The organism is Ruegeria sp. BE1, assembly GCF_056538885.1.
In genome coordinates, this window is record NZ_JBQFTY010000003.1 from 481,282 (window position 1) to 495,817 (window position 14,536).

A 14,536-nucleotide genomic window follows, 5' to 3' on the forward strand; every position below is an offset into this window, starting at 1 on the left:
CCGTGGTCTTGGGGCAGGTTTCCGTTGTCGGGGAACTTCGGGACTATATAGTCGCGTCAGGTTCAGAAGGGAAGAGGCGAATGCGCTGGGTCATTTTGTGGGTGTTGAGCGCCGTGGCCGCGGTGGCCGAGGGCGAGACGGCGGGTGAGTTCGACTATTACGTCCTGTCGCTCAGCTGGTCGCCCAATTGGTGCGCGCGCGAAGGCGATGCGCGGGGATCGGATCAATGCGATGCGCGTCATGACCATGGCTGGATATTGCACGGGCTCTGGCCTCAGTTCCATCAGGGCTGGCCATCCTATTGCCGTACGCCCGAGGCGCCGCCGTCGCGCAGCATGACCCGCGCGATGGAGGATATTCAGGGCAGTGCGGGTCTTGCCTGGCACCAATGGAAGAAACACGGCACTTGTTCCGGACTGAGAGCGCCGGACTATTTCGCCCTGTCGCGGCAGGCCTATGACGCCGTTGCGCGGCCACAGGTGTTCCGCAAGCTGGACACTTCGGTGAAACTGCCCGCCTCGGTCGTGGAAGAGGCCTTCGTGAAGGCCAATCCGGGGCTAGAGCCGGATATGATCACCGTCACCTGCAAGCAGGGCTATATCGAAGAGGTCCGCCTGTGCCTGTCCCGCGCCCTTGATCCGGTGCCCTGCGGTCGCGACGTAATCCGCGATTGCACGGCGACGGATGCGCTATTCGATCCGATTCGTTAAAGTTTGCGGTCCTGACACTCGCGCGCATAGTCCAGCGCTTTGGCCGTGCCTTTCAGATCGATGGCCATCACCACCTCGCCTGCCGGGTTGTAGACCGTCAGCGTCTTGTTCTTCGCGATGGCATCCACAAAACTGCGGTCGGTGAAAAAGACGGTCGCACCGGGCACATCGCGCTGGTTGAACCCGATGGCGGTGGCATCAAAGCTTTGGCCGTCCAGTTCAAAGCGGATCGGATAGCTCTGCCCTTGCTCAATATCGCCCCATGCCTTGTTGTAGACGGCGAAATACCCGCGATTGTCCAGTGCGTCATAGCCGATCCGCACCACCGAGAGGTCCTGATACACCGTCTGGATCAGGCACCCGTTGCCGAGCGCGGGGTCCATCATGATGTTCCAGCCTTCGACAAAGCCCTTGTCGATGAGCTCTTGCGCGAAGGCAGCGGTTGCGGTGAAGGCGGCGAAGGTAAGTGCGAGAAGGCGGGTCATAAAGATAGTCCAGGCATACGATCTTGTCATCGTGCCAACGGTAGTACGCTGGAAACGAGAAATTTAGCTAGTTTGGCTTGTAGGTTTGTCGACCTGCACACGTGATACTTTCTGCTGAGGTAAGATAGCAATAGTTTACCGTTTTCACTGAACCTACCGCGTTAGTCACGATCCAAAGACCCCCATCCAAAGCGCCAATTAGTATTGTCGAGTTTCCACGGCTCGGAATTGTAATGTTTGCGGGCGAAGTGTCAGATGTATTGGGTCTGTACGCAATTGCTTTCTTGCATTTGAAATCTCGTAGGCCCGGTCGAGGCGAAACAGAAAAGCAATAGTTTATGGTTCTTATTGTGTCTGCAAAGGCGGTTACTACCCAGACGCCTCTTCCAGCATCGACCAGAGTGGTAGAGTTTCCAGAGCCAGGTAGTTTTATGCCACTAGATTCAACTCCATCCCCAATCGTGCAGGCGGTCAACAGAGCTAGCATGCTGAAAATTTTTAATATTGTCATCTTGGTTAAGACCTATAGTAAAATCACTGGTTACCAGAATACACAATATTTTAGAATGGTGTTCCGAATTAAGGCCTCAGCATAGCAACAATAGGCACACCACGCTTTTATAGAACTACAATTCCTTCCGCGCCCGCAACGCCGCCGTAATCGTCCCATCATCCAGATAGTCCAGCTCTCCGCCGATCGGCACGCCTTGTGCCAGTGAGGTCAGGCGAACCTGTCCCTCAAGCTGATCCGCGATGTAGTGAGCGGTGGTCTGGCCGTCGACGGTGGCGTTCAGGGCGAGGATGACCTCGGTGATACCTTCGGCCATGACCCTGTCTTTGAGGCGCGGGATGCGCAGCTCATCCGGGCCAACTCCGTCCAGTGCGGACAATGTCCCGCCCAGCACGTGATAGCGGCCTTTGAAGACGCCTGCGCGCTCCATCGCCCACAGGTCGGCCACGTCTTCGACCACGCAGAGCTCTCCGGTGGCGCGGGCCTCGGCGTCGCAGATGTCACAGATGTCGGTGGTGCCCACATTGCCGCAGTTCAGGCATTCGCGGGCGGTGATGGCGACCTGCTGCATGGCGTCGGACAAGGGCGTCAGCAGCAGCGCACGTTTGCGGATCAGGTGCAGCACCGCGCGGCGGGCCGAGCGGGGGCCGAGGCCGGGCAGTTTGGCCATCAGGTCGATCAGATTGTCGATGTCGCTGTTCGAGCTCACGGCCTGTCCTGTCTGGGGCCAGAGGGAGCCTCCGGCCGGGATAATTGGAAAGAGATGAAGGTCAGAACGGCAGCTTGATGTCCGCTGGCAGACCCATGCTTTCGGTCAGCTTGGCCATTTCCGCCTGAGAACGCTCGGCCGCCTTGGTCTGGGCGTCCTTGATAGCAGCCAGTATCAGGTCTTCCACCACTTCCTTGTCGTCGCCGTTAAAGATCGAGGGATCAATGTCCAGACCTTTGAGCTCGCCCTTGGCGGTGGCGGTGGCTTTGACCAGACCTGCACCGGATTCACCGACCACCATCAGGTTGTTCAGCTCTTCCTGCATTTCGGTCATCTTGGTTTGCAGGTCCTGTGCGGATTTCATCATCTTGGCCATGTCGCCCAGACCGCCTAGTCCTTTGAGCATCGTGTTTTCTCCTGTGGTTCGGTTTGCAGCCTAAATACGGGCGCTGTGCATGCGGCACAAGGGCTCCCGCCCGTCGTCAAGGTCTTTGGCAAGACCTTTCCTCCCCTTGGGCCAGTCAGGGGTATCGGCGTCAGCCGATGGCCCGTGGCGGGCGCGGGAGGGCTTGTTGGTTTTGGCAGGCCAATGTCAGTCTTCCTCGAACGGATCCCATTCGTCCTCGACCTCGGGCAGGGCTTCGGTTTCGACCTTGGCGGCGCGTTGTTCGGGGGTTTCTATGCTTTTGATCCGGGCCTTGGGGAAATGCATCAGAACCGCCTGAACCAGCGGATGTTGCTCGGCCTCGGCTTTGACCGCCAGATCGGCGGCATCGCGCAACTCGGCGATGGTTGCGGCTTCTCCGTTGGCCACGATCGTGACGGCCCAACGGTTTCCGGTCCAGCGTTGCAACGCCGTTCCCATCCGTGCGGCAAGATCGGTGGGCGCGGAATCCGTGGGTGTAAACTCAATCCGCCCCGGTTGGTATGAGACCAGCCGGACACCGTTTTCAACCTCGACCAGCAGCTTCACATCCCGGTTCGTGCGGATGAGTTCGACCACATGCTCAAAGCTGGGGTAGCGGGCCAGAGCCGTCTGCACATCCTGCGCCAGAGCAGCAGTTGGCGCGCCGGCACTGCCGCGCGCGGGCGGCACATAACTCGTGGCTACCGAGGCGGCGTGTGTCGGAGCGGGTATTCCTCCGCCGGGCCCGCCGTTGGGCGGTGGGGGTGGAGCATCCTGCAGCCGTTTGATCAGCTCTTCCGGGCTGGGTAGGTCGGCCACATGGGTCAGGCGGATCACGGCCATTTCGGCGGCCATCATGGCGTTGGGCGCGGCCGAGACCTCCTCGAGCGCTTTCAGCAGCATCTGCCACATGCGGGTCAGAACGCGCATCGGCAGGGCCTCGGCCATTTGCTGTCCGCGGGCGCGTTCATCGGGGGACACCGTGGGGTCTTCGGCTGCATCCGGGGTGATTTTGACGACCGAGACCCAATGGGTGATCTCGGCCAGATCGCGCAGCACGGCCAGCGGGTCGGCCCCTTCGGCATATTGCGCGCCAAGTTCGGTCAGCGCGCCGGCGGCGTCCCCACGCAGGATCATGTTCATCAGGTCCAGCACACGCCCGCGGTCGGCCAGACCCAGCATGGCGCGCACCTGATCGGCGCTGGTTTCCCCGGCGCCGTGGGAAATAGCCTGATCCAGCAGCGAGGTTGCATCCCGTGCCGACCCTTCGGCAGCACGGGTGATCAGGGCCAGCGCATCCTCGGCGATTTGCGCGTTCTCGGCCGCTGCGATCTTGTTCAGAAGGCCGATCATGTCCTCGGGCTCGATCCGCCGCAGGTCAAAGCGCTGACAGCGGGACAGGACCGTCACCGGCACTTTGCGAATCTCGGTGGTGGCAAAGATGAACTTTACATGCTCGGGCGGTTCCTCAAGCGTCTTGAGCAGCGCGTTGAAGGCGCTGGTCGACAGCATGTGGACCTCATCGATGATGTAAATCTTGTAGCGGGCGCTGGCCGCGCGGTAACGGACACTGTCGATGATCTCGCGGATGTCATTCACGCCGGTACGGCTGGCGGCGTCCATCTCCATCACGTCGACATGGCGGCCTTCCATTATGGCGGTGCAGTGTTCACACTGGCCGCAAGGCTCGGTCGTTGGGCCACCAGTACCATCGGGTCCGATGCAGTTCATGCCCTTGGCAATGATCCGGGCCGTCGTGGTTTTGCCGGTGCCGCGAATGCCGGTCATGATGAAGGCTTGCGCGATCCGATCCGCCTCGAACGCGTTTTTCAGGGTGCGCACCATGGCGTCCTGACCGACCAGATCGGCAAAGGTTTCCGGGCGGTATTTGCGGGCAAGAACCTGATAGGCGGGGCTGGGCGTGTCGGTCATGGGGGCTCTGTCGGATTCGGGTTCCGATGCAGCGTAGAGACCCCCGCCGCCCGCGTCCACCGCCGCAATGGGTGAAATTCGGTTTGCATCGCGCTTTGCGCATCGTAGAAGCGCATCTGAAAAAAGGGGCGCGCAGATGAGTCATTTTGCGATTCATGCAGTGAACGTGGGAAACGGGCTGCTTGCCCTGTCGCCTCTGCCGGGTCGGGCGGGGGGCTACGTGCGGGATTTCTCGGTCCTGCGGGAATGGCAGCCGCAGCTGGTGATTTCGATGACCACTGGTGCGGAGATGCAGCAGGCAGGCGCCTCTCGCCTTGGGGATGATCTTCGCGATGCGGGTATCCAATGGGCGCATTTGCCGGTTGCCGATTTTGGCACGCCGCCCTCTGATATTCAGGCCGTCTGGCCCGAGGTCAGCACCGCAGCGAAAGAGGTATTGGCCGGTGCGGGGCGGGTGCTGGTCCATTGTCGGGGCGGGTGCGGACGCTCGGGAATGGTCGTGCTACGCCTGATGGTCGAACTGGGCGAGTTGCCGGACGCGGCGCTGAAGCGCCTGCGCGCGGTTCGCCCTTGTGCGGTCGAAACCGAAGGTCAGATGGAATGGGCGGTGCAAGCCCATCGCGCCACCCCGGAAGGATAGATTAGAGAGCCACCCGCTGTTCCGGCCGGACCGCCGCCCCGGTTGCCAGTTTCGACACTTGCAGCATTGCGCAAGGAGGCGTCGGCAACATCTGAGCCGGGCGGGTGGTGAACTCTGGCCCGAACAGCATTTCTGCGTAGTCCTCCAGCGCGTCGATGGGGGCGTCAGCCTCGGCCCCGCCGAACATGAGGATTTGGTCTCTGTTCGCCCGATACCGAACAGCACATCCTTGCGGGCAATGGGCCAGCTCTGCGCTGCCTTCAAATTCGAAATCGTCGGATGTGGCCGGTATTGCGCTTTCCATGGCTTGCACGATGGCGCGGGCCATCTGCGCCAGGGCCGGGCAGGTCTTGCCGGTTTTCTGGCATAGGGTGGCTGAGAATTCGTGCGTCTTTGTCTTCCAGATCATACTGCGCCCTCCGCGCATTGAGCGGGGCAAAGATCAGGTGTGACAGCGAACTGACGACCTGCCCGGACACCCCGCCCGAGTTACAGTTGTGTTCGATGGCAGGTCTCCTGACTTGCGGGTCATCGCGTTGCCGACCTTCCCAGCCTTTCGGCCAGTGGTATTTTGGCATTGCTCACCGCTTACAGTTGCGGGGGCAGTCGCGGCCTTGGTTCATATCGGCATAGCCAATCAGAACCGCACCGTGTTCCCTTTTCATCCCGCCCCGAAGATCGGGGACGAGAACCATCGCGCAATCGCTAGCGGGTGCAGGTGACCCGAGTCAAGCGCGCAATTGACGCGACGAGGTGGACGCATGGTCATGTTGCGCCCCTGTTGACTTGGGTCGGGAAATCGGGCCGGTATAGAAAAGTGAACCGTCTGGTTCAGAATCGGGAGCCGCGCCATGCTGGACACCGCGCAGACTGTATCGACGCAGGACTTCGAATTCCCCTCGGGCACAGGCACGCTGTCCGCGCGTCTTTATGCGCCGGTGGCTGATCCTGAAGTTGCCGTTGTGATTCACGGTGCGACAGGTGTGCCGCGCGACTATTACCAGCACTTTGCCCGGTGGTTGGCGGCCGAACAGGGCATGGCTTGCATGACCTATGACTACAGCGATTTTGGCCATTCGCTGAAGGGGCCGTTAAAGGCATCCACGGTCACAATGGCGGATTGGGCTTTGATCGATATGCCTGCGGCGCGAACCGAGATGCGGAGACGGTTTCCCGAGGCTCAGCAGTGGAGCATCGGTCATTCCGTCGGTGGTATGTTGGGGCCTGTTCAGCCGGATATTGATCTGATCGACCGTATGATATGTGTCTGCTCCGGGCCTGTGACAGTGTCTGACCATCCTTGGCCTTACCGGGCGCTGGCTTTGTTGTTCTGGTACGGTCATGCGCCGCTTGCAGTAAAAGCGCTCGGCTATCTGCCGGGCAAAGCCTTGGGCTTTGGCGCTGATTTGCCTGCCAGCGTCTATTGGCAATGGCGCCGCTGGTGCACGGCGCCCCGCAATTACCTGCCCGAGATCGGCCAGACCCTGCCCGACGCGGGGTGGGCGCAATCGAGAACCCCGGTGGATTTGTACACGTTTGACGACGATGATGTCGTGCCGCCGAACGCGGTGTGGCGGCTGGCCGATCTGTACGGACCGCACGCGCGCCGCCATCTCTTGTCACCGGGGGATTTCGGTCTGACCAAAGTGGGCCATATCGGCGCGTTCGCCCGACGCAGCGCAGCCGTCTGGCCAAAGCTGATCGCATAGCGCGTATTATTCTTCTTGTGGGGATGAAGTGAGAGGTTGGACATCGACCCAAGCGGGGCTCGTTGTGGCTGCTTCCTTCCGGACCTGACCAGGTTGGCGAGGCGCTCGCCCGCGCCAACCTCTCAGGGCTTGATATAAGTAAGGAACCGGTGGAACGCAACCCGTCACAGGGCCAATCGGATTTGTAAAAAACCCTCGGCGTCTTCGCCCAGCACCTGCGGACGATAAGCATCCAGTTCTGAGATATGTTGCGTCGCTTTCGAGCCGGTTCGGATCAGTGCGGTGGCGCCGCCGGGTATCGGAGCAAACCGAAACGGCCGGGATACATGGTGCAAAGGGTCCTGTGGCAGGTTGCCTGCGATATAGGCCTGTAAGACCTCCTGCACTGACAGGATCGGAAGGGGGATTCGTTCTGCCCGCTCCAAATGCGGGAAGTGACCACCGCCATTGGCTCTGTAATTGTTCAGAGCAACCACAAAACGCTGATCAGGGCGCAGCGGGTTGCCCTGAAACAGGATGTTCCGAACCCGGGAGGCCTGGGGATGGATGGTTTGCCCTGACGGATCAAACCGGGCGGGCTGCGTCAGGTCAATCTGGCAGCTGAGCCCATGAAGAATATCAAAGTTATGGCCCACGCGGCCGGGGTCTACCAAGTTGGTTTCCTGCCCGGGTATGATCTGATTGAACACACTGGCCGACATTTCCAACCAGTCGCCGAGCTGAGCGCCATCAAGGATCAGCGCCTGTAGCTCATTGGGAAAGACATACAGGTCCTTGACGTGGCGCAGGCAAATCTCGCCCGCCGGCACGTCGGTAAAGAACCGGGGCCCGGCCCGTCCACCGAATTTAGACGGGGCGATGGCCGAGATCAGCGGCAACTGCGCATAGGCCGTGCCCTGCAGATAAGGCCGTAGACCCGCGGCCTGTGCGGCTGCGGCCAGCGCTAGACCCCTGTCTTCGGAGCAGAAACTGAAATAGCTGTGCAAGTGTTGCTCGGTATGCCCCACCGCCTGCGCTGCTTTGCGGCGGGTTTCGGTATGTGCCTGCTCGAACAGGTAAATCAGGTCAGGGTCTTCGGTTGCGGGATCGTCGGTAGAAGGGCTCAATGGGCACACCGATCGCAGCTCAGACCGGTGGCTGGCAACCACCCAGCGCCCGTCTGCGGTTTGCTGAACAGTCAGGTCGATCACCCCAAGGTAAGACCCGGCCGATCCCGGCATGACCACGGGCTTGCCGTGAACACAACCGCGCACAGCATCTACATGCTGCCACCCCTCATAGGACGGCCCCGGCAGAGTCAGGTGGGCATGCCCGGCGATGATCGCGTCGATGCCGTCAATGGCGGCTAACGGGATAACAGCGTTTTCCAGATCGGGTTCAGGATCAGAAGGCCCCAGCCCTGTATGCGCCAGCGCGATAACAAGGTCGCACCCGTCAGCGCGTAGCTCTGCCACCTTGTTCCGGGCGCAGGTCAGAATATCGTCCAGGGCGACACGGCCTTGCAGCTTGTGGGCTTCCCATTTGGCGGTTTGCGGCGGCAGGACCGAGAAGAGACCGATTTTAATTTCGCTCTGCTGCCCGTCAATTTCGGTTTTGCGGGTCAGGATCGCGTGGCTCTGCCAAGTCTGAGGCGCGCCCAGCCGATGCGCGTTGCTGCACAGCACAGGGCAGGGCGCGTCGGTCAGAATCCGGTCCAGAACCTCAAGACCAAAGCCGAAATCGTGATTGCCCAACCCAATGGCGTCAAATCCCAGCAGGTTCAGGGCCTGCATAAAGATGTGCGGGCCGTTTTCGGGATCGGCAGACCACTCCCCGATGGGCGCGCCCTGCAGCGAATCTCCGTTATCCAGCAGGACGACATGCGCGCCGCTGGCTTCGGCCTCATCCCGGGCCGTACGGATCAGGTTCGCAGTCCGGGCAAATCCAAAAGACGGGTCCGGGGTGTCGGTGTAATAGTCAAAACCGCACAGGTTCATATGCAGATCGGACGTGCCTAAAATCCGTATGTTGATTTCAGGGCGGGGCGGATGGGGAGAGTACGTCAAATTTCTACTATTAGAAGTTATATGTTAAGCATTTTCTCTAAAAAGTATAGTCAATGCAACTTGTAAGCTGTGCCTGCGTTAATTTGACGACCTTGGGTTTCAGGGTGCCGGCAATTGCCATTGCAACCTGTGCTCAGCCGTGGCAGCCCTGTGCTGACGACCCAAAGGAACATCTATGAAACACGCGGAACTTGTGACGTTTGGCGGCTCGGGCCTGAATCGGGCGGCGCATATCCGCGGGGATGCCGGGCAACTGGCGCAGATGCGCGACCATCCAAGGGCCAGCTGTCTGCTGCTGTGGAAGGGTAAGCCGTTGGTTCTGGGCGATGGGCTGGATCAACTGGCGCTGATCCCCATGTCGCATGATCTGGTTGGTCAGGGGCCGGGCGGGCATATCGAAACGCCGGTTTTCCTTGGGATATCGGATGAAGCTCCGGTATTTGCCATGGACATCTCCAAATGGTCGCCGCAGGGGCTGGACCTGTCTCAGGTCGGTGCCTTTGTCGATTCAACCGAGCAGCAGCACCCGGATTTGCCGCAGGGCCATGTGTTTGCCGAACTGCGCCGGATCATGACCCGCCTGTCCCCCCGTGATGCAGAGCTGGCAGCGACGGCCAAGGCCGTGATCGGGTGGCACGAAACCCACCGGTTCTGCGCCCGCTGTGGTGACGCCAGCGAGATCACGCAAGCCGGGTGGCAGCGGACTTGCCCGTCTTGCAGCGGGCATCATTTTCCGCGTACGGACCCGGTTGTGATCATGTTGATCACGCATGGGGATTCGGTTCTGATGGGCCGCTCTCCGGGCTGGCCCGAGGGGATGTATTCCCTGCTGGCCGGATTTGTTGAACCCGGCGAAACGCTTGAGGCCGCCGTGCGCCGCGAGGTGATGGAGGAGGCGGGCGTTCCTGTCGGTGCGGTCAGCTACCTGTCCAGCCAGCCCTGGCCGTTTCCGGCCTCGCTGATGTTCGGTTGCGCCGGAGAGGCCCTGTCGCGCGAGATCACCATTGACCCGGTTGAGATCGAAGATGCCATGTGGGTCAGCAAGCCCGAGATGATGCAGGCCTTTGCAGGTGAACATCCCAAGCTGTTGCCCGCCCGCAAGGGGGCCATCGCGCATTTCCTGCTGCAAAACTGGCTTGCGGATACGCTGGACTGACAAAATAATACGCCCATAGCTAAAGAGACCCACGAAGAGACATGCAGTTTACAGCGCGCGAAGATATCGAAGCCCCGATCAATGCTGTATTCGAAATGGTCGCCGATTTTGAGCGGTTCGAACGTATGGCCATGCGCCGCGGGATCGAAGTACGTCGCCTGTCAGGCCACATGGGCGTGGTTCAGGGCACGCAATGGGAAACGCAATTCAGGATGCGGGGCAAACCCCGCCATGTGGCGATTGAGATGGTGGAATGCGATCCCCCGTCCTTGTTGCGTTTCGATGCGATCAGCAAAGGGATGAACGGGGTGACAATTGTAGAATTCCTGGCCCTGTCTCAACGCCGCACACGTCTGAGCATCGACATGTCTTTGGCTGCTCGTTCCCTGCCAGCCCGACTGTTGTTGCAATCCTTGCGGCTGGGTCAGTCGCGGTTTCGCCGCAGGTTCCAGCTGCGCCTGAACGAGTTTGCCCGTGAAATTGAAGAGCGGCACCTACACGGAAGCTGACCCGGTGATCCGCCCGGTGAGTTCGGACGGAGCGGGGTGTTCCTGACATTCTGCGGGAAATTTAGCTGCCTGAAACGCCAAAGGTCTATCACATTCCGCCGCCATAGGCTTTGTGTATAAAAGATCGCACAAGGGCAAAGTGAGCAAATCGTTCCAGATCGCGTGAAACGCCCGGTTTAGCCGCGCGGTTGTGCTGCCGGGTAAACGCCCAGGACCTCAACATTGGTGGTGAAGTGTTCCAGTTCATCCATGGCCAGCCGCACGTTGTGGTCATCCGGGTGGCCGACGATATCGGCATAGAACTGCGTAGCGGTAAAGGACCCGTCGACCATATAGCTTTCCAGCTTGGTCATGTTGACGCCATTGGTCGCGAACCCGCCCATCGCCTTGTACAGCGCAGCAGGGATGTTGCGGACCTGAAAGACAAAGCTGGTGATCATTCCGTGCGGGCCGCGCCGGGTGTCATCAGCCTGCCGGGACATGACCAGAAAGCGTGTGGTATTGTTGTCCTGATCCTCGATATGCCGGGCCAGCAGGTTCAAACCGTAAATCTCACCCGCCAGTTCACTGGCGAGGGCTGCAGAATGCAAATCCCCCTGTTCGGCCACTTCGCGCGCGGCACGGGCATTGTCGGGGCTGACGCGGCCCCGAATATTGTGCTGTTTCAGAAACCCCGCACATTGCGGCAGCAGAACCAGATGCGAATGCGCTTCGGTGATGTCGCTCAGCGTTGCGCCCGGCACGGCAAGCAGATTGATATGCACACGGACGAACGCCTCATCGATAATGTGCAACCCGCTATGGGGCAGCAGACGATGGATATCGGCGACCCGGCCATAGGTGGTGTTTTCCACCGGCAACATCGCCAGTTCAGCCTCGCCCGACCGGACCGATTCGATCACATCTTCGAACGTCCGGCAGGGCAGGGCCTCCATATCCGGGCGGGCGTTTCGGCAGGCTTCGTGGCTGTAGGCGCCAAGTTCCCCCTGAAATGCAATACGTTTGGTCATTTTGTGGTTTCCGTGCGTCAAGTTACAAAGTCGGGCGTTTAGTCGCGGTGTCTATACCTTGCCTCTCGTCAGGGGAAGCCTTAGACCTCTGCCCAGACAGCTGAAATGGACAAGCGATCAATGTTCGACACGATGACAGTTACCAAGGCCGCAGCCGGCCTGTTTGGCACCTTTCTGGTGTTGCTTCTTGCCAAGTGGGCCGCCGAGGGTCTGTATCATGCGGATGGGCATGGTGAAACGGCCTCTTATATTATCGAGACCGAAAGCGCGGGCGAAAGCGCCGATGGTGAAGAAGTTGTGTTCGAAGACCTGCTTGCCGCTGCCGATCCGGAAAAAGGCGCGCGGGTGTTCCGCAAATGCACCGCATGCCACAAGCTGGAGGACGGCGCGAACGGCACTGGCCCGTATCTTTATGCGATTGTGGATCGCCCCGTCGCATCGGCCAAGGGTTTCACCGGCTACTCCGCATCGATGCAGGCGCATGGCGGCAACTGGACACCCGAAGCTCTGGACGCCTTCCTGACCCGTCCCAGCGCTTATATCTCGGGCACGTCAATGAGCTTTGCTGGCCTGAAAAAGCCGCAAGAGCGGGCTGATCTGATTGCGTATCTGCAGACCATCGGCAACTGATCCTGCGCTCAACAGGAAGAAATTTCGAAACCGCTGCCCTGTGCAGCGGTTTTAATTTTTGTGTCAGCACATCTTCACAAAGCGTTCACGCATTCTAAACTTGCACCTGACAGTGCTGGTCATTTAGCTGGCGCGCATAAGATTATTGAGACAGGCGAAGCAGGGGATGAGCAATATGAGATCCAACAGAGTTGTCGTGCAGGCGCGTGTCGTGGATTTCGCAGGTCGGTTACATGCTTTGTTGATCGGGTTCTGTGTGATCGCTCTGATTGCGGCCACCCCTTTGTTTGCTGAAGACAAGATCATCAAAAGCCATGGGTTCTCGGAATTCGGTGACCTGAAATATCCCGAAGGCTTTGCACATTTCGACTATGTGAACCCGAACGCGCCACGTGGCGGAGAGTTGTCTTATGCCGCACAAGGCACCTTTGACAGCTTCAACCCGTTCACTCGGCAGGGACGGGCTGGCGCCCGATCTGCAGACCAATACGAATCGTTGTTGGTCCCATCTTATGATGAGCCTGCCTCATATTATGGTCTCTTGGCCGAAAGCCTAGAGTATCCGGAAAGTCAGGATTGGGTCATCTTCAATATGCGGCCCGAGGCTCGGTTTTCCGACGGAACACCGGTGACTGCCGAGGATGTCGTCTTTTCTCATAACCTGCTGCTGGACCAGGGCCTGAAGTCCTACGCAGATGCGGTTCGCAAGCGTATTCCGCGTGCCGAAGCGTTGGATGAGCACCGGGTCAAATTCTACTTTGCGCCAGACATCCCGCGCCGGGCTTTGATCTCGCAGGTTGGCGGTACGCCGGTGTTTTCGAAAGCCTGGTTCGAGGCCGATCCGGAAAACAGGCGTTTGGACAAATCCCGGTTGGTTCCCGGGATCGGGTCGGCCCCGTATTTGCTGGACAGCTACGACATCAACCGACGTATCGTTTACAAGCGCAACCCTGACTATTGGGGTGATGACATCAATGTAAATGTGGGTCGCAACAACTACGATACCATTCGCATCGAGTATTTCAGCGACTCCATAGCGGCAATGGAAGGGTTCAAGGCAGGCACTTTCACGCTGCGGCAGGAAAACAATTCGAAAAGCTGGGCCACAGCCTACGATTTTCCGGCGATTACGAATGGTTCGGTGGTGCGGGCTGAGCTAGAAGACGGCAGCGTCCCGGCTGCGACCGGGTTCATCATGAACCTCGACCGTCCCAAGTTTCAGGACCCGCGCGTGCGTGAAGCCGTTCAGCTTGCCTATAACTTTGAATGGACCAACGAAAGTTTGCAATATGGCCTGTTCCAGCAGCGCGACTCGTTTTGGGAAGGCACACATCTGGAAGCAAAGGGCGTTCCAGAGGGACGCGAGCTGGAGGTTCTTCAAAGCTTGGGTGACGCTGTAGACCCAGCGGTTCTGACGGACGAACCGGTCATGGCCCATGAATCCCGTCCTGCGCGGCAGAATGACCGACGTAACCTGCGCGCCGCTATGGCGCTTTTGGACGAGGCGGGCTGGATTGTCGGCACGGACGGCATCCGGCGCAACGCAAACGGAGAGGTTCTTTCCATCGAGTTTCTGTCGGATCAGCCGACCTTGGACCGGATCATTCAACCCTTTGTCGACAATCTGCGCGCCATGGGCATTGATGCGATCTATAACCGTGTGGACAACGCGCAGTTTACATTGCGCCGCCGGGATCGGGACTTTGATATGATCAATGGTGGGTATCAGAAGTCTCTTCAGCCTTCGACCGGCCTTTACCAGCAATACGGGACCGAGGCGGCGTCCTATTCTGTTTTCAACCCGTCCGGCGCGCATGGTCCTGATATCGAACCGTTGATCGACAACATCGTAGCAGCAACGGAAAGCGAAGAGCTTTTCGCAAACGTGCGCGCGTTGGATCGTGTTCTGCGGGCCAAACGGATCATGGTGCCCACTTGGTACCTGGGTAAGCACTGGGTCGCCTATTGGGACATGTATGAACATCCCGAAAACCTGCCACCGTACGCGTTGGGTGTGGAAGATCTGTGGTGGATCAATGCAGAGAAAGAAGCCAAATTGAAATCTTCAGGCGCGTTGAGGTAAT

The 14,536-nt window shown here is 59.4% G+C and carries 14 protein-coding genes, 1 other RNA gene and 1 riboswitch; of the genes, 7 read left to right on the top strand and 8 right to left on the bottom strand.

The features are described from left to right. Positions 1-80 precede the first annotated feature (80 nt). Entirely contained in the window at positions 81-710 is a 630-nt protein-coding gene (locus ACR0J5_RS12550) for a ribonuclease T2 family protein (RefSeq protein WP_480653817.1), read from the top strand. Here ACR0J5_RS12550 and ACR0J5_RS12555 read toward each other — a convergent pair. The 4 genes from ACR0J5_RS12555 to ACR0J5_RS12570 all read right to left on the bottom strand — a co-directional run bounded on the left by ACR0J5_RS12555 (position 707) and on the right by ACR0J5_RS12570 (position 4,753). Then, positions 707-1,195, bottom strand: coding sequence for a hypothetical protein (locus ACR0J5_RS12555; RefSeq protein ID WP_480653819.1), 489 nt, complete (start codon positions 1,193-1,195; stop codon positions 707-709). The genes ACR0J5_RS12550 and ACR0J5_RS12555 overlap by 4 nt on opposite strands. Before the next feature lie 626 nt (positions 1,196-1,821). Continuing rightward, on the bottom strand, positions 1,822-2,415 hold the full coding sequence (gene recR / locus ACR0J5_RS12560) for a recombination mediator RecR (RefSeq protein WP_480653821.1): 594 nt from the start codon (positions 2,413-2,415) through the stop codon (positions 1,822-1,824). Between the two features lie 61 nt (positions 2,416-2,476). Continuing rightward, positions 2,477-2,821, bottom strand: coding sequence for a YbaB/EbfC family nucleoid-associated protein (locus tag ACR0J5_RS12565; RefSeq protein WP_170328851.1), 345 nt, complete (start codon positions 2,819-2,821; stop codon positions 2,477-2,479). 186 nt (positions 2,822-3,007) lie between these two features. Then, positions 3,008-4,753: a DNA polymerase III subunit gamma/tau gene (locus tag ACR0J5_RS12570; protein WP_480653824.1), complete on the bottom strand. Its 1,746-nt coding sequence runs from the start codon at positions 4,751-4,753 to the stop codon at positions 3,008-3,010. Between the two features lie 67 nt (positions 4,754-4,820). Between ACR0J5_RS12570 and ACR0J5_RS12575 the strand changes: the two genes are divergently transcribed. After that, on the top strand, positions 4,821-5,393 hold the full coding sequence (locus tag ACR0J5_RS12575) for a dual specificity protein phosphatase family protein (RefSeq protein ID WP_480653826.1): 573 nt from the start codon (positions 4,821-4,823) through the stop codon (positions 5,391-5,393). Between the two features lies 1 nt (position 5,394). Here the strand turns inward: ACR0J5_RS12575 and ACR0J5_RS12580 are convergent, their stop codons facing one another. Beyond that, positions 5,395-5,802 carry a hypothetical protein gene (locus ACR0J5_RS12580; protein WP_480653828.1) on the bottom strand — a complete coding sequence of 136 codons (408 nt, stop codon included), beginning with the start codon at positions 5,800-5,802 and terminating at the stop codon, positions 5,395-5,397. Positions 5,803-5,882: 80 nt separating this feature from the next. Beyond that, positions 5,883-6,104, bottom strand: a riboswitch (cobalamin riboswitch). Positions 6,105-6,244: 140 nt separating this feature from the next. Between ACR0J5_RS12580 and ACR0J5_RS12585 the strand changes: the two genes are divergently transcribed. Further along, positions 6,245-7,102, top strand: coding sequence for an alpha/beta hydrolase family protein (locus ACR0J5_RS12585; protein ID WP_480653830.1), 858 nt, complete (start codon positions 6,245-6,247; stop codon positions 7,100-7,102). 26 nt (positions 7,103-7,128) lie between these two features. Here the strand turns inward: ACR0J5_RS12585 and ffs are convergent. Further along, positions 7,129-7,227, bottom strand: an RNA gene (gene ffs / locus ACR0J5_RS12590) — signal recognition particle sRNA small type. Positions 7,228-7,266: 39 nt separating this feature from the next. Next, positions 7,267-9,147, bottom strand: coding sequence for a bifunctional 2',3'-cyclic-nucleotide 2'-phosphodiesterase/3'-nucleotidase (locus ACR0J5_RS12595; protein WP_480653832.1), 1,881 nt, complete (start codon positions 9,145-9,147; stop codon positions 7,267-7,269). 175 nt (positions 9,148-9,322) lie between these two features. Here ACR0J5_RS12595 and nudC point away from each other — a divergent pair, with 175 nt between their 5' ends. After that, entirely contained in the window at positions 9,323-10,303 is a 981-nt protein-coding gene (gene nudC / locus ACR0J5_RS12600; RefSeq protein WP_480653834.1) for an NAD(+) diphosphatase, read from the top strand. 41 nt (positions 10,304-10,344) lie between these two features. Next, on the top strand, positions 10,345-10,812 hold the full coding sequence (locus ACR0J5_RS12605) for an SRPBCC family protein (protein WP_480653836.1): 468 nt from the start codon (positions 10,345-10,347) through the stop codon (positions 10,810-10,812). Between the two features lie 176 nt (positions 10,813-10,988). Here the strand turns inward: ACR0J5_RS12605 and ACR0J5_RS12610 are convergent, their stop codons facing one another. After that, the gene (locus tag ACR0J5_RS12610) at positions 10,989-11,822 is read right to left on the bottom strand and encodes a prephenate dehydratase (RefSeq protein ID WP_480653838.1); all 834 of its coding nucleotides are present in this window, start codon (positions 11,820-11,822) and stop codon (positions 10,989-10,991) included. Positions 11,823-11,942: 120 nt separating this feature from the next. Here ACR0J5_RS12610 and ACR0J5_RS12615 point away from each other — a divergent pair, with 120 nt between their 5' ends. Beyond that, complete coding sequence (locus ACR0J5_RS12615; protein ID WP_480653936.1) at positions 11,943-12,452, top strand: c-type cytochrome; 510 nt, start codon at positions 11,943-11,945, stop codon at positions 12,450-12,452. A gap of 175 nt (positions 12,453-12,627) precedes the next feature. Then, positions 12,628-14,535: an extracellular solute-binding protein gene (locus ACR0J5_RS12620; protein WP_480653839.1), complete on the top strand. Its 1,908-nt coding sequence runs from the start codon at positions 12,628-12,630 to the stop codon at positions 14,533-14,535. Position 14,536: the final 1 nt, after the last annotated feature.